At 62.8% G+C, this 23,435-nt stretch carries 23 protein-coding genes; 13 read left to right on the top strand and 10 right to left on the bottom strand.

The genetic code is table 11. The features are described from left to right. Positions 1 to 236: 236 nt before the first annotated feature. Together GC1_RS02535 and GC1_RS02530 are read left to right on the top strand one after the other, a co-directional pair. Positions 237 to 1,079, top strand: coding sequence for a hypothetical protein (locus tag GC1_RS02535; protein ID WP_019297748.1), 843 nt, complete (start codon positions 237 to 239; stop codon positions 1,077 to 1,079). Next, positions 1,079 to 1,474 (top strand): cell division protein ZapA, encoded by a 396-nt coding sequence (locus GC1_RS02530; protein ID WP_019297749.1) that lies wholly within the window; start codon positions 1,079 to 1,081, stop codon positions 1,472 to 1,474. The genes GC1_RS02535 and GC1_RS02530 overlap by 1 nt, the downstream gene beginning before the upstream one ends. Before the next feature lie 79 nt (positions 1,475 to 1,553). On the opposite strand, the gene grxD is transcribed toward GC1_RS02530, so the two are convergent. The 10 genes from grxD to GC1_RS02485 form a co-directional block, all read right to left on the bottom strand. After that, positions 1,554 to 1,916, bottom strand: coding sequence for a Grx4 family monothiol glutaredoxin (gene grxD, locus GC1_RS02525; protein WP_019297750.1), 363 nt, complete (start codon positions 1,914 to 1,916; stop codon positions 1,554 to 1,556). A 126-nt stretch (positions 1,917 to 2,042) separates the two neighbouring features. Next, positions 2,043 to 2,186: a hypothetical protein gene (locus GC1_RS22315; protein WP_019297752.1), complete on the bottom strand. Its 144-nt coding sequence runs from the start codon at positions 2,184 to 2,186 to the stop codon at positions 2,043 to 2,045. Between the two features lie 107 nt (positions 2,187 to 2,293). Further along, complete coding sequence (locus GC1_RS02520) at positions 2,294 to 2,527, bottom strand: hypothetical protein (RefSeq protein ID WP_019297753.1); 234 nt, start codon at positions 2,525 to 2,527, stop codon at positions 2,294 to 2,296. A 6-nt stretch (positions 2,528 to 2,533) separates the two neighbouring features. Further along, positions 2,534 to 2,806, bottom strand: coding sequence for a hypothetical protein (locus tag GC1_RS02515; protein WP_039146073.1), 273 nt, complete (start codon positions 2,804 to 2,806; stop codon positions 2,534 to 2,536). A 26-nt stretch (positions 2,807 to 2,832) separates the two neighbouring features. Next, complete coding sequence (locus tag GC1_RS02510; RefSeq protein WP_019297755.1) at positions 2,833 to 3,069, bottom strand: BolA/IbaG family iron-sulfur metabolism protein; 237 nt, start codon at positions 3,067 to 3,069, stop codon at positions 2,833 to 2,835. Positions 3,070 to 3,134: 65 nt separating this feature from the next. Next, the gene (locus GC1_RS02505) at positions 3,135 to 3,653 is read right to left on the bottom strand and encodes a hypothetical protein (protein WP_237754550.1); all 519 of its coding nucleotides are present in this window, start codon (positions 3,651 to 3,653) and stop codon (positions 3,135 to 3,137) included. A 78-nt stretch (positions 3,654 to 3,731) separates the two neighbouring features. Beyond that, positions 3,732 to 5,897 (bottom strand): phosphoribosylformylglycinamidine synthase subunit PurL, encoded by a 2,166-nt coding sequence (gene purL / locus GC1_RS02500; protein ID WP_019297757.1) that lies wholly within the window; start codon positions 5,895 to 5,897, stop codon positions 3,732 to 3,734. Between the two features lie 103 nt (positions 5,898 to 6,000). Further along, positions 6,001 to 7,083, bottom strand: coding sequence for a BamA/TamA family outer membrane protein (locus GC1_RS02495; RefSeq protein WP_019297758.1), 1,083 nt, complete (start codon positions 7,081 to 7,083; stop codon positions 6,001 to 6,003). Between the two features lie 31 nt (positions 7,084 to 7,114). After that, positions 7,115 to 9,385 (bottom strand): mechanosensitive ion channel family protein, encoded by a 2,271-nt coding sequence (locus GC1_RS02490; RefSeq protein ID WP_019297759.1) that lies wholly within the window; start codon positions 9,383 to 9,385, stop codon positions 7,115 to 7,117. A gap of 399 nt (positions 9,386 to 9,784) precedes the next feature. After that, positions 9,785 to 10,690, bottom strand: a complete 906-nt coding sequence (locus tag GC1_RS02485) for a LysR family transcriptional regulator (RefSeq protein WP_019297760.1) — start codon at positions 10,688 to 10,690, stop codon at positions 9,785 to 9,787. A gap of 169 nt (positions 10,691 to 10,859) precedes the next feature. Between GC1_RS02485 and GC1_RS02480 the strand changes: the two genes are divergently transcribed. The 11 genes from GC1_RS02480 (at position 10,860) to GC1_RS02430 (ending at position 23,385) form a co-directional block, all read left to right on the top strand. Further along, the gene (locus GC1_RS02480) at positions 10,860 to 14,279 is read left to right on the top strand and encodes an indolepyruvate ferredoxin oxidoreductase family protein (protein ID WP_019297761.1); all 3,420 of its coding nucleotides are present in this window, start codon (positions 10,860 to 10,862) and stop codon (positions 14,277 to 14,279) included. Positions 14,280 to 14,529: 250 nt separating this feature from the next. Further along, a complete protein-coding gene (locus GC1_RS02475; protein ID WP_019297762.1) occupies positions 14,530 to 15,123 on the top strand; it encodes a dimethylsulfonioproprionate lyase family protein in 594 nt (197 codons plus the stop codon). Between the two features lie 118 nt (positions 15,124 to 15,241). Beyond that, entirely contained in the window at positions 15,242 to 16,120 is an 879-nt protein-coding gene (locus GC1_RS02470; RefSeq protein ID WP_019297763.1) for a lysophospholipid acyltransferase family protein, read from the top strand. A 9-nt stretch (positions 16,121 to 16,129) separates the two neighbouring features. Beyond that, positions 16,130 to 16,939, top strand: coding sequence for a glutamate racemase (locus GC1_RS02465; RefSeq protein ID WP_019297764.1), 810 nt, complete (start codon positions 16,130 to 16,132; stop codon positions 16,937 to 16,939). Between the two features lie 114 nt (positions 16,940 to 17,053). Further along, positions 17,054 to 18,082, top strand: a complete 1,029-nt coding sequence (gene argC / locus GC1_RS02460; RefSeq protein WP_019297765.1) for an N-acetyl-gamma-glutamyl-phosphate reductase — start codon at positions 17,054 to 17,056, stop codon at positions 18,080 to 18,082. A 40-nt stretch (positions 18,083 to 18,122) separates the two neighbouring features. Continuing rightward, a complete protein-coding gene (ccmE, locus tag GC1_RS02455) occupies positions 18,123 to 18,566 on the top strand; it encodes a cytochrome c maturation protein CcmE (protein ID WP_019297766.1) in 444 nt (147 codons plus the stop codon). A gap of 197 nt (positions 18,567 to 18,763) precedes the next feature. Then, complete coding sequence (locus GC1_RS02450; RefSeq protein ID WP_019297767.1) at positions 18,764 to 19,375, top strand: holin-associated N-acetylmuramidase; 612 nt, start codon at positions 18,764 to 18,766, stop codon at positions 19,373 to 19,375. Further along, complete coding sequence (locus GC1_RS02445; protein ID WP_019297768.1) at positions 19,366 to 19,941, top strand: holin family protein; 576 nt, start codon at positions 19,366 to 19,368, stop codon at positions 19,939 to 19,941. Before GC1_RS02450 ends, GC1_RS02445 begins: the two co-directional genes overlap by 10 nt. Before the next feature lie 110 nt (positions 19,942 to 20,051). Then, positions 20,052 to 22,016, top strand: coding sequence for a heme lyase CcmF/NrfE family subunit (locus GC1_RS02440; RefSeq protein ID WP_019297769.1), 1,965 nt, complete (start codon positions 20,052 to 20,054; stop codon positions 22,014 to 22,016). Between the two features lie 5 nt (positions 22,017 to 22,021). After that, a complete protein-coding gene (locus GC1_RS02435) occupies positions 22,022 to 22,495 on the top strand; it encodes a cytochrome c-type biogenesis protein (RefSeq protein ID WP_029204980.1) in 474 nt (157 codons plus the stop codon). A 110-nt stretch (positions 22,496 to 22,605) separates the two neighbouring features. Beyond that, positions 22,606 to 23,385 (top strand): enoyl-CoA hydratase-related protein, encoded by a 780-nt coding sequence (locus GC1_RS02430; protein ID WP_019297771.1) that lies wholly within the window; start codon positions 22,606 to 22,608, stop codon positions 23,383 to 23,385. The last annotated feature ends 50 nt before the right edge of the window (positions 23,386 to 23,435 follow it).

Here is a 23,435-nt window from a genome sequence, read left to right as displayed (position 1 = left end):
GTCCTTTGGCGTTAACAGGCATTTGCTGCGCTCAATAACAGCGATGCGCCAAAGATCAAGCGTGGTTGCGCCTATTGCGGCCAATCTGCTCGAACTAGGCGCGGCAAGTGGTTGAAACGCAAAGGGGGGTGATTTATCCCTGAAAGGGAAGAATTGGCCCATGCCGGCCGCGCGTGCTCGATTCGGGCAGGCCGCAGAACGACAATGGAACGGCAGGGCGCGGGTGAGGGACGGGCATGAACCAGATTGAAGAATTGCAGGGCCGCATCCAGGCTGCGCTGGAGCGTATCAGCGAAGGCACAGCCGCGCTGCAGGAGGCGCGCGCGGCGGATAAGGTCAGGGCCGAGGAAGCCGCGGCAGAAGCGGTGCAGGCTGCTGAGGCCGCCGCTGCCGGTGCCGCCAATGCTGAGCTTGAACAGGCGCTGGACGAGGAAAAGACGGCCAACGCCCAACTGGAAGAGCGGGTGCGGGTCCTGCACTCCCGCCTGAAGGAAATTGAGGGCAGCGCGCCGGCTGGTTCTGCCAGCGACGAAGACGTGGCCGCGATGCAGGCAGAACTGGAGCTCTTGCGCAACGAGGCCGGGGATCCGGCTGAGAAACAGGCGCTGCGTTCGGAGGTTGCCCGTCTGAAGGGTGAGTTGGAAGCGGCGGCCAATACTGCCGCCAGCGACAAGGAAGCGCTTGAAGATGAGCTGGCAGAGGCCAAGGCGGCCAATGACGCGCTGAAGGCACAGCTGGAGGCAGCCCCTGCGGCGGAGAACACGCCTGCAGAGCCGGCGGACGCACCGGACATGAGCGCCGAACTGGAACGTCAGAACGAAGCGCTGGTGCGGCTCGATATGGAGCTGCAGCAACTGCGCCAGGCCAATGAGGAGCTGCGTGCCTCAAATATCTCCCTGCGCGAAGCCAACGCGCAAAGCCTGGGCGATGCCGGGCTGATTAACACCGCGATGGAAGCCGAAATCGAAGGTTTGCGCGCAGCCCAGGCCAGCGATCAGGCCCAGGTCAACGCCGTGCTGGCCAAGCTGGAGCCGCTTCTGGCCAATGCCCGCAACCTGCCTGAGGGAGAGGAAGTCTGATGCCTGAAGTAACCATAATGATCGGCGGCCGCGGCTTTGAGGTCTCCTGCCAGGAAGGCGAGGAAAGCTATCTGCACTCTGCCGCCAAGATGCTGGACGATGAGGCGCAAGTGCTGTCCGACCAGATCGGCCGTATGCCGGAGGCGCGGATGCTCTTGATGGCCGGGCTGATGCTGGCGGACAAGACTGCCGCTGTCGAGGACCGGATCAAGGAAGTGGAGGCCGAACTTGCCGAGCGAATGCAGGAGCTGGAAGCGCTGAAAAACGCGCCCCCGCCGGAGCCTGAGAGGATCGAGATCCCTATCGTGCCGCCGCAGGTGAACGAGAGCCTGGCCGAACTGGCCGCCCGCACCGAAGCACTGGCCCAGCAGATTGAGGAACAGGCAGCGGGCTGAGGGGGGGTCCTAAGCCACTGCAAAAAAAGGAAAAGGCGCCCTAGAGGCGCCTTTTTTTTGCTGCCGATTCCGCCTGAAATCAGGCGTTGGCTTCGCGGATCTTGTCTGCGGCTTCCTTGTTGAAGGTGATGCCGTTGTCCTCGAACAAGGTGTCCAGCTCCGACGACAGGGCCATCTCGGTGATGATGTCGCAGCCGCCGACAAACTCGCCCTTCACATAAAGCTGCGGGATGGTCGGCCAGTCGGAGTATTCCTTGATGCCCGAACGGAGGTCTTCGTCGGCCAGCACGTTCACATCGGTGTAGTCGACACCGATGTAATTCAGCACGGCTGCCACGCGCGAAGAGAAGCCGCACTGCGGCATTTCCTTGGTGCCTTTCATGAAGAGCACCACGTCATTGGCTTTGACGGTTTCGTCGATGCGGGTCTTTGCGTCGGTCATTAATCCATTTCCTCTTGGCGCTTCCGCCGGTCGCGTTCGGTTCGGATATAGGGGAGAAGCTTCAGAAAAGTAAGTCCCGCAATCAAGGCAATTGCTGCGATGGCTGGATAAAGGCTGAAAACAGGTTCAAAAGCGGTCAAGGTACTTACTCACGACGTTTGTTCCCATTTCAATCATTCGCTCTTGCTTCTCGTGCTTCAGTTCTGCCTCCAGCTCAGGATGCTTTCCGTCAAGCGGCACAAAGGGCATTGCGCGGCTGTGGTTTGTCATGCCGTTTCAAATACAGCAAGGCAGACAGGACTGCTCCAAACCAAAGTAGAAAACCTCCACAAACGAGCCAAAGAGTAGGAATACCGCTCATTTTTTGCTCACCTGTGCTACTTCAGTTTGCGCTTCGGAACAAAGAACCGGGCGTATTCCTGCGGGTCTTTTGGGACTTTCCAGGTCCGGGCGGAACCGCCGCCCATGCCCGACTGATAGTCAGAGCGCAGGGTGTGGTAATCGGGGTCGTCGTCATCGTCTTCCAGTGGGCGCCGGCGCTGGGACACAACCGCCACAACAGCGGTCATGATCACAATGCCAATCACCAGAATGGAGGAGAACAGCGACATCCCGGGTTACTCCGGTGCCTTGGCGGTGCGTGCCGGCGCCCGCATTCTTCTGAGAGGTCTGCGCATTTTGCCGTTCAGTTTCTCAAGCCGCTCGTTTTCTTTGTTTACGCTGTCCACCATCTTCAGGTCGACCGCTTCCAGACCCAAGTCGCTGTCCGGCGTTAGGGGATGGTATTCGTAATCTGGCTGGCTGCGCGATAAAGGACGCTTGCGGCGTCGTTTCTTCAACTGCGTATCAATGGCATAGATACCTGCAGCGAGGCCCAGAAGGCCGATCATGAACCACCAGCCCGAAGACATTCAGATTATTCCGGCGCCTTGGTGGTCAGCGCCAGCGCGTGCAGCTCGCCGTCGGGGCCGTCCATCTTGCCTTTCAGCGCGGCATAGACAGCGCGCTGCTGCTGGACGCGGTTCTTGCCGCGGAAGCTCTCGTCGACAACCATCGCTGACATGTGCACGCCGTCTGTGCCAGCCACCTGGATTTCGGCGTCTGGAAAGCTCTCGCGCAGCAATTCTTCAATTTCATGGGCTTGCATAGGCATCTGGGGGAGTCCTTTGTCTGATTTGACAAAAATGTAAGTGTCCGCTTGGGGCTGTGCAACCCGGATTAACTGCGGTGCTGCGTATAAGGGGCAATGGTTTCAACGAAATCAGGCAGCGCCGCCAGGGCGTTCTGCACGCTGTCCTCCTCGAAATCCCAGACCGACGACGGTGCCTCCGGGCAGAGCGCGCGCGTCAGCTCCGCGCAGCGCTCCTGCAGATCCTTTGGCAGCGGCAGCGCGGCGGCCTCTTGCAGCACCAGAAGCGCCTCGTGAATCGGGCGCAGCACCCGCAGGGCATAGGTCATATGGGACAGCAGATCCGGGTCGTCGCGCCAGGTTTCGCCGTCAAACAACACTTGCGTCACCCGCTGACCGGCACCGGCGCAGGAATAGGCAACGCAGCCGCCAAAGCCGCATTTGGCCAGGTCGGAATGAATGGAGCAGCGGAAATCCGGGGCGATGTTGGGGCAGGGGATGTCTGCCGCCTTCAGCAGGCCAAAATCCTCATGTTCTTCAAACGGATAGGCCACGCAACACAGGCCTGCGCAGCGGCTGCAATCCTCGGTGAGTTCAGGAAGCGGCAAGCGGGAACCCCCGTCATGAATAAGGGCGGGACAGCTGCGCCATCCCGCCCGTTAAATGTCAACGCTTTGCGCTGCAGATCAAGCCACGGCGGCGGCAAAGCTGGAGCGGAAGATGTCCTTCAGCTCTGCCAGCGGGGCCTCGGAAGCACCGAACTTCACCATATCGCCGCCGAATTTACCGACGGAGGTCAGCGGCACGCCCGCCTGTCCCGCGGCCAGCATCAGCGCCTCAGCCTGGTCGAAGTTGCAGGCAATCAGGTAGCGCGCCTGGTCCTCGCCGAACACGGTCTGGGTGTCGCCCGCGTCGATCTGCACGCCGACGCCTGCCTCTTCGGCCATCTCGAACGCCGCCAGCGCCAGGCCGCCGTCGCCCAGGTCGGTGCAGGCCTTGATGAAATCGCGGTTGGCGCGGATGAATTCGCCGTTGCGCTTCTCGGCTGCCAGATCCACCGCCGGGGCGTCGCCGTCCTCGCGGTTGAAGACCTCTGCCAGCAGTGCTGATTGGCCCAGGTGGCCAGTGGTTTCACCCACCAGAAGGGCAACATGGCCGTCGCGCGCCTCGCCGATGATCGGCTCTTCACCCGCGGCAATCAGGCCCACGGCGCCGATGGTCGGGGTCGGCAGGATGCCCTTGCCGTCAGTTTCGTTATACAGCGACACGTTGCCGGAGACGATCGGCATGTCCAGCGCGGCCACAGCCTCGCCGATGCCTTTGATGGCGCCGACGAACTGACCCATGATTTCCGGCTTTTCGGGGTTGCCGAAGTTCAGGTTGTCAGTGGTCGCCAGCGGCTTGGCCCCGACAGCGGTCAGGTTGCGGTAGGCCTCGGCCACCGCCTGTTTGCCGCCCTCGATGGGGTTCGCCTTGACGTAGCGCGGGGTCACGTCGGAGGTGAACGCCAGCTTCTTGCCGGTGCCATGCACACGCACGATACCAGAGCCTGCGCCCGGACGGCGCTGGGTGTCGCCCATCACGGTGGTGTCATACTGCTCATAGACCCACTGCTTGCCCGCGTAGTTCGGCGAGGACAGCAGCGCCTTCAGACCGTCAATCGGGTCGATGGAGGGCACATCCGCGTCAGTCAGCGGCTCGGCAGCCGGGGTTTCCACCCACGGGCGGTCGTATTCCGGCGCGGTGGAGGACAGCTTGGACAACACTAGGTCGGCCTTCACTTCGCCGTTGTGCATGATCAGGAAGCGGTCTTCGGCGATGGTCTCGCCGACGATGGCAAAGTCCAAGTCCCACTTTTCGAACACTGCGCGCGCCTCAGCTTCCAGCTCCGGCTTCAGAACCATCAGCATCCGCTCCTGGGATTCCGACAGCATCATCTCGTAGGCGGTCATGTTCTCTTCGCGCTGGGGCACCTTTTCCAGGTCCAGGCGCACGCCCAGCTTGCCCTTGTCGCCCATTTCCACGGCAGAGCAGGTGAGGCCCGCGGCACCCATGTCCTGGATCGAGATCACCGCGCCGGTCTGCATCAGCTCCAGCGTGGCTTCCATCAGGCGCTTTTCGGTGAAGGGGTCGCCGACCTGAACGGTGGGGCGCTTTTCCTCGATGGTATCGTCGAACTCGGCGGATGCCATGGTTGCACCGCCAACGCCGTCACGGCCGGTCTTGGCGCCAAGGTACACAACCGGCATGCCAACGCCCGACGCGGCGGAGTAGAAGATCGAGTCGGTGCGTGCGAGGCCGGCCGCAAAGGCGTTCACCAGGCAGTTGCCGTTGTAGGCCGGGTGGAAGCGAACCTCGCCGCCTGCACACGGAACGCCAAAGCAGTTGCCGTAGCCGCCGATGCCCTCAACCACACCGTTGACCAGCTGGCGGGTCTTGTGGTGGCCGGGCTCGCCGAAGGACAGCGAGTTCATCGAGGCGATGGGGCGCGCGCCCATGGTGAACACGTCACGCAGAATGCCGCCAACCCCGGTTGCCGCGCCCTGATAGGGTTCGATGTAGGAGGGGTGGTTGTGGCTTTCCATTTTGAAAACAACGGCATCGCCGTCGCCGATGTCCACGATGCCCGCGTTCTCGCCGGGGCCGCAGATCACCTGCGGGCCGTCGGTCGGCAGGGTGCGCAGCCATTTCTTGGAGGACTTGTAGGAGCAGTGCTCATTCCACATCGCCGAGAAGATGCCCAGCTCGGTGAAGGTCGGCTCCCGCCCGATGATTTCGAGGATCAGATCGTACTCATCGGGCTTCAGCCCGTGGTTTGCGATCAGTTCAGGCGTGATGGCGGGTTCCTGCATCCGTAAACGTCCCCAATGGCTGCGATTGCGCGCCTTTTAGAGCAAGCTTTGCCATTGGGAAAGAGGGGTTGCGCAAACGGATGCACGCAGCGTGGCCGCAGTGTCAGAACCGCTGCCCGACATAGACATAAAGCTGGGTTTCCTGCGCGTTGTTGCGGCTGACATCAATGGAGAAATCCACCGGAAATTTCCTGGACACCCGGTAGCGCAGGCCTGCGCCGGCGGCACTGTGGCTGCCGCCCTGCGTCAAATCGCCGAACTCCGGTCCTGTCCAGCCGGTGCCGGCAAAGACCACGCCGCCCCAGCGCTTGGAAAACCGCCTGCGGTATTCGGCCTGCACCGAGACAGAGCGCGCGCCGATGAACTGCGTGCTGTTGAAGCCCCTCATGTTGTCGGTTGCCCCGATGGAGCATTGGTCGAAGAACGGCGTATTGCCGGAGGCAGCGCAAAGGGTGCCGCGCAGGGCAAGCACACCGCGCCGCCCCAGCGGGCGGTAGCCGTCAAGAATGGCATAACCCTTGTCATACCGGCGGCTGAGCCCGCCCAGTGTGTGGGACCGGGTGGCAAAGGCAGTGAGCCGTGTGCCTTGCGTGGGATAGTCGCTGTCATCGCGCCGGTCCCAGTCGAGGCTGAGGCCGAAGGTGCCGATTTCCAGATCGGCGTCCGGCTGCAGGCTGGACGGCAGCAGCCCCGCGTTTGGCGTGATGCTCGTCTCCAAGTAGCGCAGCAGGATCCCGGCAGACAGCTCCGGCGTCACCCCATACGCCGCGTTGATCCGCACCAGCGACCCGTCCTGGCTGACCGGCAGCACCCCAAGGCCGGTATAAAGGTCATAGACCGCATCCGCCCGTGCCGCGAAGGCCTTGACCTGCCAGCGGTTGCCGGGAAAGGCGAGGTTCACCCTGGCTGCCGCCGCCTGACTGCCGTTATCGGATCTGAGACCACCCAGCCCGATCACAGAAGTATTGGCATCCGGGCTGGTCTTGAACAGATACCCGGCCCCCAGCGCGAGACCGGAGCCGATCATCGGGTTGGAAAACGGCACCGGCGCCACCACGACAGAGCCGTTGCGGAAGCCATAACCCTCTGCCTTCTGCGCCGCCTCGATATGGTCCAGCTGCCGCTCCGTCTGCTCCGGCCCTGCAGCCAGCCCGGCCGTGGCAAGCACCGCCAGTCCAGCGACCAAAGCCGCGAACCTGACAGCGCAGCCAAAGGAGTTACTTTTTCTGCCCGGCAGCACCAGCTTCCCCCTCAGCCGCCTGTTGCTGCACTGCACTGCCCGCGGCAGCAGCCACAGCGGCCTTTTCGGAGTCGTTCAACTGATCCGTATCCTCCAGCCCCGGGATCGCGACCCGGACTTCGCGGCGGGCAAAGTCGATGCCGTTTTCAGCAAAGGCTGCCTTGACCCGGTTGTAGATCTCCTTGCGGATGGTGAACTGGGTGCCCGGCTTGGCCATGAACTTGCCGCGCATGATCATGCCGACGTCGTCGAAATCAAACACACCCTGGCTTTTGAACGGCTGCAGGAAGTCGTCCTTATACAGTTCATCCTCCAGCATCGAGGCACCGATCTTCTTGAAGATCTTCTTGACCTTGTTGGGATCGGTATCAAACGGCACCGTGAAGCGCAGCTTCATGATCACCCAGTCACGGCTGTAGTTGGTCAGCTTGGGGATCTCGCCATAAGGGATGGTGTTGATCGGACCACGGTGATGGCGCAGCTGCATGGAGCGGATGGAGATTTTCTCGACCGTGCCGCGGGTGCCTTCGACCTCGACATATTCACCAACCCGGAAGGCATCGTCGACCAGGAAGAAGATGCCGGACACCACGTCCGACACCAGCTTCTGCGCGCCAAAGCCGATGGCGAGGCCCAGAATCCCGGCGCCGGCCAGCAGCGGCGTGATGTCGATGCCCAGCGCCCCAACCGCAAGCAGGCCAAAGATCACCGTAATGGCGATCTGCGCGGTGACCAGCAACAGCGGCAGCACCGTCGCCAGCCGCGAGCCGCCCGCGCCGCCGCCTTCGCCGCCGACCTCGGCCTCCTCGCCGGAGGTCTGCTCCTTGGCGAGCCGACGGTTGATCCACAGCGACACGCCCTCATAGACCACATAGCCCACCGCGATGGTCATCAGGCAGCCGATGATGTTGCCGGCGATGCCTTCCGCACCAGAGGCAATGGCCATCAGGTCCACATCCCAGGCATTGGAGATGATCATCAGCACCACACCCGCGACCAGAACCCGGCCGATGCGGATATAGCTGCGCTTGGTGGAGATATAGGCGGCTTCGGCCAGATGGCCCTCGCCGGACATCGGCGGCACCAGATGCTTGACCAGCCCGCGGATGGCGGTGTCCAGCGCCGGCGCGGCCAGCAGCCAGAACATGGTGACGTAATGGGCGCCGTGGATCAGCTGCGCCACTTTGCCAAGCCCAACCAAGGTGCCGACGGCGACCCAGGTCAGCGCCGCCACCGCCATCGCGAAATAGGGATAGTAGTGCGCCGCCACCTCGTCATAGCGGGTACGGTCCGGGTCAGTGCCGCGCATCATGTCGGTCAGCCCTTCGCGCGCGGTCCAGGCAATCCAGATGATGTAGACATAGACCAGGGTATCCAGCCAATAGGCCAGGCGGATCGATTCAGGCGGAACCCCGTTGGCCGTGTTGAACCCAACGGAAAAGATCGTAAGACCGGCCAGAAAAACCAGGCCAATGGTGTGCAGGTACAGGAAATCGGCCCAGCGGTCGCTGGCGTTGACCAGCCGCCGGTCCGGCCGTTCCGGAGCCATGATGAAACGGGACACGGCCGCCCCAACGCGCGGCATCCAGATCAGATAGGTGACCATCGGTGCCGCAAACTGCAGCATCTGCGCATCGAGCAGCGCCCGGCCCACCGTGCGGATCACGATATAGAACACCACCAGGCCGATCATTTCACGCAGGAACCGCCGGCCCAGAAAGCTCAGCGCGCCAGCCAATGTGTCCGCATCGCCGCTGACGGCTTCAAGGTTGCGCCAGCGCGCGATCAGCTTGCGAACCGCAAATTCCGCGGCCAGGCCGATGGCGAGTGTCAGGGCAATCAGCCCCAGCATCTTCAGCACGCCGCCCAGGCCGCCGTGCTTTTGCACAAAATTGCCAATTGCGCGCGACTGGCCCTCCGGCAGGACCGGCAGTTTCCGCACCGCATCCGTGACCGGCAGCGTAAAGGCTGTCCACAGCTGCACCACCCGCCCGGTCAGGGTCGGGGGCTGGGCTTCGGCCTGCTGCCGGGCCGCCACGGCATCCAGCCTTTCAAGCAGCAGCGCCCGCACCTGATCGTCGGACATCCGGGCGACCATCTCATGTACGGCGTCCTCCGTCAGCGGATCGGGCAGGGCAGGCGCCTCGCTGGTCTGAGCAATGGCTGGCGCTTGCAGGACTGTTCCAAGAACCAGAACTGTCAAAAAAACGCTCAAAATGCGGGCGAAGTGCTGAAAATAGAACATCATCGGAACCTCCTGTGCCAGAAAATCGGGCCGGGTGCGGGTAACCTCTGGCTCAGTTGAACCGATGAGTTGTATTCAGGTCAAAGAAAAAAGGGTTTTTGTTGCAGGATGTTAATCCACGGCAGCTGGCTGCGGGGTGACGTTAGGCCAAAAAAAAGGCCGAGCACTAAGCTCGGCCGAAGTCCAACAGGGAGGTATGAAGGGGGGCGAAGCCGCCGCCTTCATGAGTTTCATTTAGGGTGATGACGCCTACCCTTCAAGGGGATTAACGCCAAATCAGCGTCAATGCTGCTATGCGGTTTTTGCATGGCTGGCGCAGCGGTTGGCGGCGTTTTGCCCTGCAGAATAAATAACCCGCCGCTGAACGGCGGAATTTTCCGGCTGGCACGGCGGCTGCGGACTTCAGAGCTTGCCCAGTTCTTTCATATGTTTGCGGTGGGCCATGATTTCACTTTGCACGAAATCGCGGAAGGCGCCGACACGCTGGGAATGACGCAGTTCCTCCGGATAGGCGAGGTAAACCGGAACCTCGTTCTGGGTCTCTTCCGGCAGCACCTCGACCAGATGCGGGAATTCTTCCGTCACATAATCAGGCAGAATGCCGATCCCAAGATTGTGCAGAACCCCTTGCATAACGCCAAAATAGTTATTCACAGTCAGCAGCGAGCCAGGGTCCATCGCCATCAGCTTCTTGCTGAGAACAGCTGCAGACCCAACCTGGGCAGAGTGCTGGTTCTGGCAGATCAGCCGGTGATTGGAAATATCTGCAGAAGTTTCCAACTCGCCGTGCTTCTCCAGGTAGGATGGAGTGGCATAAAGCCCCATCCGAACCGTCATCAGACGCTTGCGCACCAGATCGGCCTGGCTCGGCTCCTTCATGCGGATCGCCACGTCTGCTTCGCGCATCGGCAGGTCCAGCACCCGTTCCTCCAGCATCAAGTCAATCTTGAGATTGGGATACTGTTCATAGAGCTTTGTCAGCCGCGGCGCCAGCCACAGGGTTCCGAACCCCACAGTGGTGGTGACCCTGAGTTCCCCGAACACTTCCTCTTCACTGTCGCGGATGCGGGCAGAGGCCGCCTCCAGCCGCGCGGACATGGATTGTGTGGCGTCAAACAGCAGCTCGCCCTGCTCGGTGAGAATCAGTCCGCGCGCATGACGGTGGAAAAGCGTCGCATTGAGGCTCTCCTCCAGCGCCCGGATCTGGCGGCTGACCGCCGATTGCGACAGATTCAGCTTGTCGCCCGCATGGGTCAGGCTGCCCGCATCGGCCACTGCGTGAAATATTCTGAGCTTGTCCCAATCCATATGTGTTACTTTCTGTCCGTTCGGGGCCGACTGTATGAAATCTTAGTTATGTATCAGTTTCCCCAGCGCAAGCGAGCAAAAACGAAAAAAATGCGGCTATTCAGGTCAGCATTTATGACCTATTCTTCCCGGCAGAAAGTGCAAGCTAATCCCGGTTGAGGAGGCCACGATGAGCACGCCGAAAATCACGCTGAACGACAAATACGATCTGACCAAATCCCCGGTACTGCTGAACGGCACCCAGGCGCTGGTTCGCCTGATGCTGATGCAGAAGCACCGCGACAAGGCTGCAGGTCTCAACACCGCCGGGCTTGTCACCGGTTACCGCGGTTCGCCCCTGGGGGCCGTTGACCTGCAGATGTCCCGCGCCGAAAAGCAGCTGAAAGAGGCGGATGTCACCTTTCAGTTCGGTCTGAACGAGGACCTGGCTGTCACCGCGCTCTGGGGCGCGCAGCAGGCAGAGGTGCGCGGCGAAGGCAAATATGACGGCGTCTTCGGCCTCTGGTACGGCAAGGGTCCGGGCGTTGACCGCTCCGGCGACGCGATCCGGCACGCCAATATGGCCGGCTCCTCCAAATACGGCGGCGTTCTGCTGGCGATGGGCGACGACCACACCGGCGAAAGCTCCACCGTGCTGCACCAGTCGGAATGGTCGCTCTTGGACTGCTACCTGCCGATCGTCAGCCCGGCCGGCGTGCAGGAAATCCTGGATTACGGTATCTACGGCTATGCGCTCAGCCGTTTTTCCGGCCTCTGGACCGGCCTAAAGACCATGAAGGATACCATTGAGGTCACCTCGGTTGTCGATGCCCGCCCGGAACGGATGGAAATCGTCACCCCGGAATTTGACATGCCGGCCGACGGCCTCAACATCCGCCTGGATGACGACCGTTTCCGCCAGGAAAACCGCATCATCGATTACAAGCGTTTTGCGGCAGAGGCATTCAGCCATGCCAACAAGATGGACAAGCGCATGTGGGGCAAACCCGGCGCCAAGATCGGCTTTGTCGCCGCGGGCAAGAACTGGCTCGACCTGGTGCATGCGCTGAAGCTCTTGAACATCGACGAGAACATGGCGGAACGGCTGGGCATCACCACCTACAAGGTGGGCCAGACCTGGCCGATGGATATGAAGGGCTTCAACGACTGGGCCGAGGGGCTGGACCTGATTGTCGTGGTCGAAGAAAAGCGCAAGCTGATCGAAATCCAGATCAAGGAAGCGATCTTTGACAACCGCCGCGGCCGCCGGGTTTACGGCTGGTATAAAGGCGGCGCCGGCGGCATGCACCGCGAGGAGCTGTTCCCGACCAAATACGCCCTCGACCCGATCATGATCGCCGAGAAACTGGGCGGCATCCTGATCGAGGAAGGCCGCGAGACCGAGGCAATCAAGGCCGGGATGGAAGCGCTGGCAGAGGCGCGCCGCGCCGACAACGCCGAGGAAATCGCCACCCGTCTGCCCTATTTCTGCTCCGGCTGCCCGCATAACAGCTCAACCAAGCTGCCCGACGGCTCCCGCGCCTATGCCGGCATCGGCTGCCACTTCATGGTGCAGTGGATGGACCGCGAAACCACCGGTTTCACCCATATGGGCGGCGAAGGCGTCAACTGGGTCGGCGAGGCGCCGTTCTCCACCCGTAAGCATGTGTTCCAGAACTTGGGCGACGGCACCTACAACCACTCCGGCGTGCAGGCGATCCGTGCGGCGCTCGCCGAAGGCACCAACATCACCTACAAGATCCTATACAATGACGCGGTGGCGATGACCGGCGGCCAGCAGGCCGAGGGCGGCCTCACTGCCCAGCAGATCGCGCACGAGCTGAAGGCGATGGGCGTCAAGACCATAGCCGTGGTATATGACGAGAAAGAGGACGTGGACGCTGCGCTGTTCCCGGCCGGCATGCGGATGCATGAACGCGCCGAGATGATGAAGATCCAGCGCGAGTTCGAACAGGTCGAGGGCGTCTCCGCCATCATCTACATCCAGACCTGCGCCGCCGAGAAACGCCGCCGCCGCAAGCGGGGCCAGTTCCCGGACCCGGACCAGCGGGTGTTCATCAACAGTGATGTCTGCGAAGGCTGCGGTGATTGCGGCGTGCAGTCGAACTGCGTCTCCATCGTGCCCAAGGACACCGAACTGGGCCGCAAGCGCGCCATCGACCAGTCGTCCTGCAACAAGGACTTCTCCTGCCTCAACGGCTTCTGCCCGTCCTTCGTGACCGTCGAATGCGCCAAGATCCGCAAGGAAGCGACCGCAGGCCTCGACCTGCCTGATCTGCCGCAGCCGGTTCTGCCGACCATCGACGGCACTCATAACGTTGTGATCACCGGCGTCGGCGGCACCGGCGTGGTGACCATCGGCGCGGTTCTGGCGCAGGCGGCGCAGATCGACGGCAAGGGCGCGGGCCTGATGGAAATGGCCGGCCTCGCCCAGAAGGGCGGCGCGGTGCATATCCACTGCCGGATTGCCAACAACCCCGAGGACATCTCCGCCATCCGTGTGGCCACTGGCGAGGCGCACGCGCTGATCGGCGGCGACCTGGTGGTGAGTGCCGGCGCCAAGACACTGGGCCTGACCACCACCGGCAAGACCGGCGCGGTTGTGAACAGCCATGAGATCATCACCGGCGAGTTCACCAAGAACACTGAGTTCAAGGTGCCCTCCGACCGTCTGGAACTGGCCCTGCAAGCGCGCTTGCGCGACCAGCTGGACCTGTTTGATGCGTCCGAGCTGGCCCGCGTGACCATGGGCGACTCGATATTCTCGAACATGATGGTGTTCGGCGGCGCCTGGCAGAAGGGGCTGATCCCGGTCAGCTTTGAAGCCATCTCGCAGGCGATCGAGATGAACGGCGCCGCGGTGGACCGCAACAAGCGCGCCTTCGACATCGGCCGCTGGGCAGTGCTGCACCCGGAAGAAGCTGCCAAGCTGATCGAGCCGAAAGTCGTCGACAAGCCCAAGACGCTGAACGAAAAAATCGCCTTCCGCGCCGATCACCTGGTGGCCTACCAGGGCAAGGGTCTGGCCAAGCGCTATGGCAAGTTGCTGGACGGCATCAGCGATCCCGAGCTGAAAGAAGCGGTGGCAAAAGGCTATCACAAGCTCTTGTCCTACAAGGACGAATACGAGGTGGCCCGCCTGCTGCTCGACAGCCGTGCCAAGGCGGAAGAGGCGTTTGAGGGCGACATCAAGCTCTCCTACCACCTGGCACCGCCGATGCTGGGCGGCACCGATCCCAACGGCCGTCCGAAGAAGCGTAAGTTCGGCGCCGGCATGGAACGCGGGTTCCGCTTGCTGACCAAACTGAAGGGCTTGCGCGGCACACCGCTGGACGTCTTCGGCTACACAGAGGAACGCAAGATGGAGCGGGCGCTGATCAAGCAGTATGAGGCTGACATGAAGGAATGGCTGCCCAAGGCTGCGCCTGAAATCATGGAGCCGCTCATGGCGCTGGCCGAACTGCCGCTGCAGATCCGTGGTTTCGGCCCGGTGAAGATGGCGAACGAGCAGATGGCTGCCAAGCGCCGCGAGGAGCTGCTGGCCGCGCTGCGCCAGGGCGGCGTGCCGCTGAAACAGGCGGCGGAATAATACCGGGGCAGGGCGGGGCACACCCGCCCGCCTTGATCCTTTCGAAGAAAGGCCCAAGACAGTTGGGCCCGGCGCCGCGCTGACGCGCGGCGTTTGCCGTTCCGCCTTTTGGGACCGGTCCGCTTGAAAATTTTTGCTGCGGCGGTCGCTTTTGGCCAATTTTCCTGCAAATGCAGCGCGCGGCTTGACGCGCCGCCGCTAAGCTCGGCCCGGATTGCATGTTTCTGCTGCACCGGAAAGGAGCCGCCCGATGTCCCTCTCTCAGGCCCTGCAGGCCGCCCGCGAACTGCACAGCCGACTGCCTGCTCTGCGCGAATTTGCGCCCTGGCCCGGTGATTTGCAGCCGGCCGCGCTTGCGCCCGCAGCAATGCCCGCGCTGGATCAGGTGGCCGGGTTCGAGCAGCCTTGCACTGCCGCGACCCAGCCGCTGATCAATGCTCTGCGCACCTCGGCCTCCCAAGCGCATTGGACACAGACCTACACCGAGGAAGAAGTCGGCGCGCATTTCCTGCAGAACTACGGCTATTTCGAGCTGTTCGGCCCAACCGGCCATTTCCGCAGCACCCAGCTGCGCGGCTATATCGCCTATTGGGGCGCCGGGCTGAAATACGACTGGCACAGCCACGAGGCGGAAGAACTGTATGTGGTGCTGGGCGGCGGGGCGCAGTTCCTGACAGAAGAGAACGAGAGCTGGCTGGGCGCTGGCGATACACGCCTGCACAGCGGCTGGCAACCGCATGCGATGAACACGGGCGCAGAGCCGATCCTCACCTATGTCCTGTGGCGCGGCGCCGGGTTGGAGGGCCTGCCTCTGATGGGCAGCAACCGGGAAGCCGCAGCCTGACCCGGTATCAGCCCCGGCCAGCGGTTTGCTGCAAAGCGTCACATCCCTGTCACAGACCTGTTGCATAGAGCGCTGCCGGCCTTATCTGGCCGGTATCACCAGACGGAGATCCGCCCAGATGCAGGCGCAGCGCCATATCGCCCGTGACATTTCCTATGCCCATTCGGCTTCCACCCGCGCGGGCCGCGCGGTGATCCGGCTGATGGAGAACTCCACAGGCCGGCTGAACCTTATCCGCCGTGCTGCCGGCTATGAGCAGGAGGTCGCCGCCGGGCGCAGTTTCTGGACCGTCATGGCCGAACGCTACGGCCTGACGCTGGATATCGCTGGCGGCGCGCTGGCGAACATCCCGCAGGACAAGCCGGTGATCCTGATCGCAAACCATCCCTACGGCATCCTCGACGGGCTGATGATGGGGCATATCCTGGCAGAGACCCGCGGCGATTTTCGCATCCTGGCGAACCATGTGTTCCGCAAGGCCGAGGATCTGAACAAGGTGATCCTGCCAGTGGATTTTGCTGAGACCCGTGAGGCCATGCAAACCAACCTGCAAACCCGCAAGGTGGCGCTCAGCTATCTGGGGCAGGGCGGCGCTATCGGCATCTTCCCGGGCGGCACCGTGTCCACAGCAGCGCGCCCCATGGGCCATCCGATGGACCCGGGCTGGCGCGGTTTCACGGCCCGGATGATCGCCAAATCAGATGCTGTTGTGGTGCCCGTTTACTTTGACGGCCACACCTCCCGCCTGTTCCAGATCGCCAGCCATCTGCACGCAACCCTGCGCATGGGGCTTTTGATCCAGGAGTTCCGCAAGCGGGTCGGCACACCTGTCCGTGTGGTAATCGGTGAACCAATAGGCCGCGACGTTCTGGCGCCTTTGGCAGGTGATACAAAAGCCCTTATGGATTTCTTGCGCAAAGCGACGTATGAGCTTTCTCCAGAACCTCTCAAATCCTATGCGTACGGGTTTGAGTTCGAAGAGAAACACCGCGCGTGAGAAGGCGACATGGCTGTAGGCATCTTTGATTCAGGCCTGGGCGGGCTGACCGTCCTGGACGCGGCGCAAAAGCGCCTGCCGGATGTGGATTTCCTCTATTACGGCGACAACGCCCGCGCGCCTTATGGCGTGCGCGATGCCGAGGATGTCTATCAGCTGACCAAAGCCGCCGTTCATGACATGTGGGACAAAGGCTGCGATCTGGTGATCCTCGCCTGCAACACCGCCTCTGCCGCCGCGCTGCGCCGGATGCAGGAGGGCGGCCTGCCCCAGGGCAAGCGGGTGCTGGGCGTCTTTGTGCCGCTGATTGAGGCGCTGACCGAACGGCAGTGGGGCGACAACTCCCCCCCGCGCGAGGTTGAGGTGAAGCACGTCGCGCTGTTCGCAACGCCCGCCACCGTCGCCAGCCGCGCCTTCCAGCGGGAACTGGCCTTCCGCGCCATTGGTGTGGATGTCGAGGCCCAGGCCTGCGGCGGTGTTGTCGATGCGATCGAGGACGGCGACATGATCCTGGCCGAGGCGCTGGTGCGCTCCCACGTCGATGCGCTGAAGCGCAAGATGCCGCACCCGCAAGCCGCGATCCTCGGCTGCACCCATTACCCGCTGATGGAGAAGACTTTTCAGGAAGCACTGGGTCCGGACGTCAAGGTCTTCAGCCAAGGCAACCTGGTGGCCGACAGCCTGTCGGACTATCTGACCCGCCACCCGAACATGTACGGCAACGGTGCGGGCGGGTTCTTCACCACCGGTGAGCCCCGACGTGTCAGCGACCGCGCGACCCAGTTTCTCCGACGGGAAATCTCCTTTCAGGCGGCCTGACCGCAAACGCCCTGGAACCTTGTTCCAGGTCAAAGTGCGCGGGCGCAGTTTTCCCTATTTCTCTCCGCAGATGGCTGCGGAACCGGCATATCACATCGAAAGACGAGGTCTGACATGACCCATAAAGTGGCTATCCTTGGCGCTTCCGGCTACACCGGCGCCGAACTGGTGCGGCTGATTGCCCAGCACCCGAACATCGACATCGCGGCGCTCTCCGCCGACCGCAAGGCCGGCATGACCATGGCCGAAGTGTTCCCGCACCTGCGTCATATGGAGCTGCCGGTGCTGTGCAAGATCGACGAGATCGATTTCTCCGGCATCGACCTGTGCTTCTGCGCGCTGCCGCATAAAACCAGCCAGGAAGTGATCGCAGGCCTGCCCAAGACCCTGAAGATCGTTGACCTGTCGGCAGACTTCCGGCTGCGCGACCCGGCGGAGTATGAGAAGTGGTACGGCAACCCCCATGCCGCGCTGGAGCAGCAGGAAGAGGCGGTTTACGGCCTGACCGAATTCTACCGGGAGGAGATCAAGTCCGCGCGGCTGGTAGCGGGTACGGGGTGCAACGCGGCCACCGGCCAGTTCGCTCTGCGGCCGCTGATCGCGGCGGGCGTTATTGATCTGGACGACATCATTCTGGACCTGAAATGCGCCGTCTCCGGCGCCGGCCGCTCGCTCAAGGAAAACCTGCTGCATGCAGAGCTGAGCGAGGGCTACCACGCCTATGCCATCGGCGGCACCCACCGGCACCTGGGCGAATTTGACCAGGAGTTCAGCAAGATCGCAGGCCGCCCTGTGAAGGTGCAGTTCACCCCGCATCTGCTGCCGGTGAACCGCGGCATCCTGGCGACCGTCTATGTGAAGGGCGACGCCAAGGCGATACATGATACCTTTGCCAAGGCTTACGCCGATGAACCCTTCATCGAACTGCTGCCCTTTGGCGAGGCGCCAAGCACCCACCACGTGCGCGGCTCCAACTTCTGCCATATCGGCGTGGCGCAGGACCGGATCGAAGGCCGCGCCATCGTCATCGCAGCACTGGATAACCTGACAAAAGGAAGCAGCGGCCAGGCCTTGCAGAACGCCAACCTGATGTTAGGTGAGGAAGAGACCGAAGGCCTGATGATGGCGCCGCTGTTCCCCTGATCCGGGGGCGGCGCTGGCTTGGGCTTGAATTGAGGACACCATGAAGAACCTGAAGAAACAGCGCCGTATCCAGGTGATCGCCATTGCCGCGGTGGCCCTGATCGTAGCCACCGCCTTGATCGGCTATGCCCTGCAGGACGGGATCAACTATTTCCGTTCGCCCAGCCAGGTGGCGGAGGAACCGCCGAAACCCTCCGAGGTGTTCCGCATCGGCGGGCTGGTGGCCGAAGGCTCTTTGCAGCGCGGCCAGGGCATGACCGTGCGCTTTGACGTGACCGACGGCGGCGCTACGGTGCCCGTCGCCTATACCGGCGTGCTGCCCGATTTATTCGAGGAGAACCAGGGCATGGTCGGCACCGGCAGCTACGTCAATGGCGTGTTCGAAGCCACTGAAATTCTGGCAAAACATGACGAAACCTACATGCCCAAGGAAGTCATGGACGCGCTGAAGGAACAAGGCGTTTATCAGGAGCCCGAAACCTAAGCCCGGTCATGGAAGCAGAGCGCTCCCGCCCCAAGAACGCCTCCCTCACGGGGGGCGTTTTGCGTTGGGCCGGGCGCCGCGCAATGCGCGGCGCGGCAGCGCCTTGGGCAGGTGTTGCGTATCCTGCGTACGGTGGTGTCAGGAGATCTTAGGCCCTGTGCGGCAGTATTGCCCGAACCGGAAAGTGGTGAGGTGACATGCTGACAGTGACTGAGATTGCAGAACAGATCGTGGCGCGCGAAGGCGGCTTTGTGAATGACCCGGCTGACCCGGGCGGCGCAACCAAATACGGTGTGACCATCGGCACGATGCGGCGGCTGGGGCTGGACCTGACCGGCGACGGGCGGGTGGGAGTTGCGGATGTGCAGGCGCTCAGCCGGGCGCAGGCGGTGGAGATTTTCATCCGCCATTATTACGAGGCGCCCCGCATCGCCAGCTTGCCAGCCGGCCTGCAGGCGACTGTCTTTGACATGTATGTGAATGCAGGCAGCAATGCGGTGCGCATCCTGCAGCGGCTGTTGAATGAAATGGGATTTGGCGTGGTTGTGGACGGCGCCATCGGCCCGGAGACGGCATCGGCGGCCGAGCAGGCGGCATTGGTTGACGCGGGCGCCCTGCGCGACGCCTATGGCATAGCGCGCCGCAATTACTATTTCCGCCTTGCTGACCGCCGCGCCGCCAGCCGCAAATTCGCCCGCGCCCGTGATGGAACCAAGGGCGGCTGGATCAAACGGGCGGAGGAATTCATCTCTGCCCAGTACCACCTGAGCCGGCAAGCATTTCAGCGGAGGACGGCAGAATGGGGCTGATCACAGATATTCTGGGATTGATTTTCGGAACCCAGCGCAACGTGTTGCGGGAAACTGTTGAAGTTTTCCGGGAAAACGCCGAAGCCGGTGCAGAACGGGCGTACGCAATGCAGGGCGCCGCGCTGGAGCAATTGGCGGCTGAGTTTCAATATGGCGGCAAGAGCCGGTTCGACCGCTTCATGGACGGTGTGAACCGTCTGCCGCGGCCCTTGCTGGCGCTTGGAACTCTTGCGCTGATGGGGGCAGCTCTGACAGATCCGGTCTGGTTTGCTGCAAGAATGCAAGGGCTGGCGCTGGTGCCGGAACCCTTGTGGTGGCTGTTGGGCGTCATCGTCTCCTTCTACTTCGGTGCGCGCCATCAAATGAAAAGCCAGGAATTCCAGCAGGGGCTGGCCGCCAGCATGGCAAGGGCGCCGCAGGTGGCCCGCAATATCGCGGCACTTGAAGGTTTGCGGGCAGACTCACCGGCTGTCGCGGCAACCGGCACCGATGCCGCCGCCCGGCTGGATGCCACCGAAACGGAGGTCAACCCGGCCCTGAGGGCCTGGAAAACCAGCCGCGGCTGATCACAATTTGCCTTCTGCGGCGGCGTGGCGCGGCGTTTGCCATTGGCCCTCCCGGCAGACAGGCGTATAGGAAACCCATCCCTGAAGACCATGCATGGACAGACCGGCACATGATCACAGAACTCGGACATTTCGCCCTAATTCTCGCCTTCATGATCGCCATCGTGCAGGCCGTTATCCCCTTGATCGGCGCCCATAAACGCTGGCCCGGCTGGATGGCCGTGGCGGAACCGGCTGCACAGGCGCAGTTCCTGTTCACAGCCTTTGCCTTTGGCGCGCTGATGTGGGGGTTCATCACCTCTGACTTCTCGCTGAAGCTGGTGACGCTGAACAGCCATTCGGCCAAGCCGATGCTCTATAAAATCTCCGGCACCTGGGGCAACCACGAGGGTTCGATGCTGTTGTGGGTGCTGATCGTCAGCCTGTTCGGCGCCATGGCTTCGGTCTTCGGCGGCGGGCTGCCCCCGACACTCAAGGCGCGGGTGCTGTCGGTTCAAGCCGCCATTGGTGTGGCGTTTTTTGCCTTCATCCTGTTCACCTCCAACCCGTTCCTGCGCCTGACGGTGCCGCCGTTTGACGGCCAGGACCTGAACCCGCTGCTGCAGGACCCGGGGCTGGCGTTCCATCCGCCATTCCTCTACCTCGGCTATGTGGGCCTCAGCATGGCGTTCTCCTTTGCCGTGGCCGCCCTGATCGAAGGCCGCATCGACGCTGCCTGGGGCCGCTGGGTGCGGCCGTGGACGCTGGCGGCCTGGGTGTTCCTGACCATCGGCATCGCACTGGGGTCCTGGTGGGCCTATTACGAGCTGGGCTGGGGCGGTTTCTGGTTCTGGGACCCGGTAGAAAACGCCTCCTTCATGCCCTGGCTGCTGGCTGCCGCTCTGCTGCACTCTGCCATCGTGGTGGAGAAGCGGGAGGCCCTGAAAAGCTGGACCATCCTGCTGGCAATCCTCGCCTTCGGCTTCTCGCTGATCGGCACCTTCATTGTGCGCTCCGGCATCATCACCAGTGTACATGCCTTTGCCAACGACCCGGAGCGCGGCGTGTTCATCCTGTTCATCCTGGCCTTCTTCACCGGCGGCGCGCTGACGCTGTTTGCCGCCCGCGCCCAGGCGATGGAGGCCAAGGGGCTGTTTGGCATGGTCAGCCGCGAAACCGCACTGGTGGCCAACAACATCCTGCTGGCCGTCAGCTGCTTTGTGGTGTTCTTCGGCACCGTCTGGCCGATCATCGCGGAGATGGTCTTTGCCCGCAAGTTGAGCGTCGGCCCGCCGTTCTTCAATTCCGCCTTCACCCCGTTCATGGTGGTTCTGGGGCTGATCATGCCCATCGGGGCGATGCTGCCGTGGAAGCGCGGACGCATCGGCCGGGTGGCCTGGCAGCTGCGCTATGTTTTCGTGCTGGCGGTATCGCTGGGCGTCTTGGCCTGGGCGATGCAGACCGGCAAATCGGCGCTGGGGCCGGTGGGACTGTTCCTGGGTTCCTGGATGGTCTTTGGCGCGCTGGCTGACCTTTGGCTGCGCAGCGGCAAGGCGAACCGCCTTGGCCGGATGCTGCGGCTGCCGCGGGCGGACTGGGGCAAGGCGGTGGCCCATGGCGGACTGGGTATCACCATCTTTGCCATCGCGGGCCTCACGGCCTGGGAGCAGGAAGACATCCGTGTTGCCCAGCTGGGAGAGCCGTTTGATGTCGGGGCCTTCACCCTGAAGCTGACGGATGTCAGCCGCGAGCAGGGGCCGAACTATTTCACCACCAAGGGCCGCGTCGAAGTCACCCGCAATGGCCGCCCCGAGGCGGTCATGTTCCCGGAAAAACGCGACTACCCGGTTGCCAAGATGCCCACCACCGAGGCGGCGATTGATTACCGCGTGACCCGTGACCTCTATGTGGTGCTGGGGGATCAGCAGGCTGACGGCAGCTGGACCATGCGGACCTATATCAAGCCCTTTGCCAACTGGATCTGGGCAGGCTGCATCCTGATGTCGCTTGGCGGGCTCCTCAGCCTCAGCGACCGGCGGTTCCGGGTGGCCGCCGGCGCGCGCAAGACACCATCAGCGGGAGTGCCAGCGGAATGAAACAGATGCGTTTCCTGATCCTTGCCCTGGCGGCGCTGGTGGCTGTTGCATTCTTCGTTCCGGCCCCGGTGCTGGCGGTGGAGCCGGATGAGGTGCTGGAGGACCCGGCGCTGGAGGCCCGGGCCCGCGAGCTGTCCGAAGATCTGCGCTGCCTGGTCTGCCGCAATGAGAGCATTGATGACTCCAATGCCGACCTGGCCCGCGACCTGCGGGTCCTGCTGCGCGAGCGGTTGGTGGCCGGGGACAGCGACCGGGAGGCGATGGATTTCATCGTCGACCGCTATGGCGAGTATGTGCTGCTGAATCCCACGGCGCAGGGCGCCAACCTCCTGCTTTGGGCTGCGGGTCCATTGATGCTGCTGGCAGCGCTGGTGATCGGGATCTTCTATGTCCGCGGCCGGGCGCGCACGCCAAAGGCGGCAGAGCAATCCCTGAGCGCGGAAGAGCAGGAACGGCTCAAGAAAATCCTGGAGGATTGACGCCGGGTCTGTCTTTCCGGCCCGCGCGCTTTGCGTCACCATGCCTGCCAACCGGCTGCGCAGGCGGACAGATCGCGCGGCCCAAGGCTATTGTTAGATGGGGCACTCCGATGGAATACAAAGAAATCCTGTTTTCACTGCAGGACGGGCTGGCGGTGATCACGCTGAACCGGGAGGCGCGCAAGAATGCGCTGACCAGCCGGATGCGGTCGGAAATCACCCATGCGATGCGGCTGGCCGCAGCTGAGGCACGAGCAGTGGTGCTGACGGGCGCGGGCGATGCGTTTTGCTCCGGCCAGGACCTGAGCGATGCAGGCAGCACCGGCGGCGCGCTGGATCTGGAGCGCACCCTGCGGGATGAATACCTGCCGATGCTGCAGGCGATCTATGATTGCCCGGTTCCGGTAGTGGCCGCAGTCAACGGTGCAGCAGCCGGGGCAGGGGCCAACCTGGCGCTGGCGGCGGATGTGGTGATTGCCTGCGAAAGCGCGTTCTTCATGCAGGCCTTCACCAAGATCGGACTGATCCCCGATGCCGGCGGCACCTGGTTCCTGCCGCGCCAGATCGGCCTGGCCAAGGCGACGGGTGCGGCGCTGTTTGCCGACCGCATCAGCGCGCAGCAGGCCAGCGACTGGGGCATGATCTGGGAAGCCGTGCCGGACGCGGAATTCGACGCCCACTGGCGCGCGCGGGCGGCCTATCTGGCCGAAGGCCCGACCAAGGCGCTGGCGGCAACCAAAACCGCCCTGCGTGACAGCTATACCCGCACCCTGGCAGAGCAGCTGTCGGAGGAAGCGCATCTTCAGGGGCAGTGCGGCAAGACGCGGGATTTCCTGGAGGGTGTCACCGCCTTCATGGAAAAGCGCCCCGCGAAATTCGAGGGGCGCTGACAAGTTCTGATGAGCCGCTGCTGTGATTTTGTGCCTCAGCTTATCTGAGG

Origin of the sequence: Leisingera sp. ANG1 (assembly GCF_000203975.2) — a bacterium.
GTDB lineage: Bacteria > Pseudomonadota > Alphaproteobacteria > Rhodobacterales > Rhodobacteraceae > Leisingera.
This window is presented reverse-complemented; position numbering and strand designations above follow the sequence as displayed.

Coding starts and splice junctions, on each gene's coding strand:
- GC1_RS02535 (WP_019297748.1), top strand. CDS start 237: ATGAACCAGATTGAAGAATTGCAGGGCCGCATCCAGGCTGCGCTGGAG.
- GC1_RS02530 (WP_019297749.1), top strand. CDS start 1,079: ATGCCTGAAGTAACCATAATGATCGGCGGCCGCGGCTTTGAGGTCTCC.
- grxD (WP_019297750.1), bottom strand. CDS start 1,916: ATGACCGACGCAAAGACCCGCATCGACGAAACCGTCAAAGCCAATGAC.
- GC1_RS22315 (WP_019297752.1), bottom strand. CDS start 2,186: ATGACAAACCACAGCCGCGCAATGCCCTTTGTGCCGCTTGACGGAAAG.
- GC1_RS02520 (WP_019297753.1), bottom strand. CDS start 2,527: ATGTCGCTGTTCTCCTCCATTCTGGTGATTGGCATTGTGATCATGACC.
- GC1_RS02515 (WP_039146073.1), bottom strand. CDS start 2,806: ATGATCGGCCTTCTGGGCCTCGCTGCAGGTATCTATGCCATTGATACG.
- GC1_RS02510 (WP_019297755.1), bottom strand. CDS start 3,069: ATGCCTATGCAAGCCCATGAAATTGAAGAATTGCTGCGCGAGAGCTTT.
- purL (WP_019297757.1), bottom strand. CDS start 5,897: ATGCAGGAACCCGCCATCACGCCTGAACTGATCGCAAACCACGGGCTG.
- GC1_RS02490 (WP_019297759.1), bottom strand. CDS start 9,385: ATGATGTTCTATTTTCAGCACTTCGCCCGCATTTTGAGCGTTTTTTTG.
- GC1_RS02485 (WP_019297760.1), bottom strand. CDS start 10,690: ATGGATTGGGACAAGCTCAGAATATTTCACGCAGTGGCCGATGCGGGC.
- GC1_RS02480 (WP_019297761.1), top strand. CDS start 10,860: ATGAGCACGCCGAAAATCACGCTGAACGACAAATACGATCTGACCAAA.
- GC1_RS02475 (WP_019297762.1), top strand. CDS start 14,530: ATGTCCCTCTCTCAGGCCCTGCAGGCCGCCCGCGAACTGCACAGCCGA.
- GC1_RS02470 (WP_019297763.1), top strand. CDS start 15,242: ATGCAGGCGCAGCGCCATATCGCCCGTGACATTTCCTATGCCCATTCG.
- GC1_RS02465 (WP_019297764.1), top strand. CDS start 16,130: ATGGCTGTAGGCATCTTTGATTCAGGCCTGGGCGGGCTGACCGTCCTG.
- argC (WP_019297765.1), top strand. CDS start 17,054: ATGACCCATAAAGTGGCTATCCTTGGCGCTTCCGGCTACACCGGCGCC.
- ccmE (WP_019297766.1), top strand. CDS start 18,123: ATGAAGAACCTGAAGAAACAGCGCCGTATCCAGGTGATCGCCATTGCC.
- GC1_RS02450 (WP_019297767.1), top strand. CDS start 18,764: ATGCTGACAGTGACTGAGATTGCAGAACAGATCGTGGCGCGCGAAGGC.
- GC1_RS02445 (WP_019297768.1), top strand. CDS start 19,366: ATGGGGCTGATCACAGATATTCTGGGATTGATTTTCGGAACCCAGCGC.
- GC1_RS02440 (WP_019297769.1), top strand. CDS start 20,052: ATGATCACAGAACTCGGACATTTCGCCCTAATTCTCGCCTTCATGATC.
- GC1_RS02435 (WP_029204980.1), top strand. CDS start 22,022: ATGCGTTTCCTGATCCTTGCCCTGGCGGCGCTGGTGGCTGTTGCATTC.
- GC1_RS02430 (WP_019297771.1), top strand. CDS start 22,606: ATGGAATACAAAGAAATCCTGTTTTCACTGCAGGACGGGCTGGCGGTG.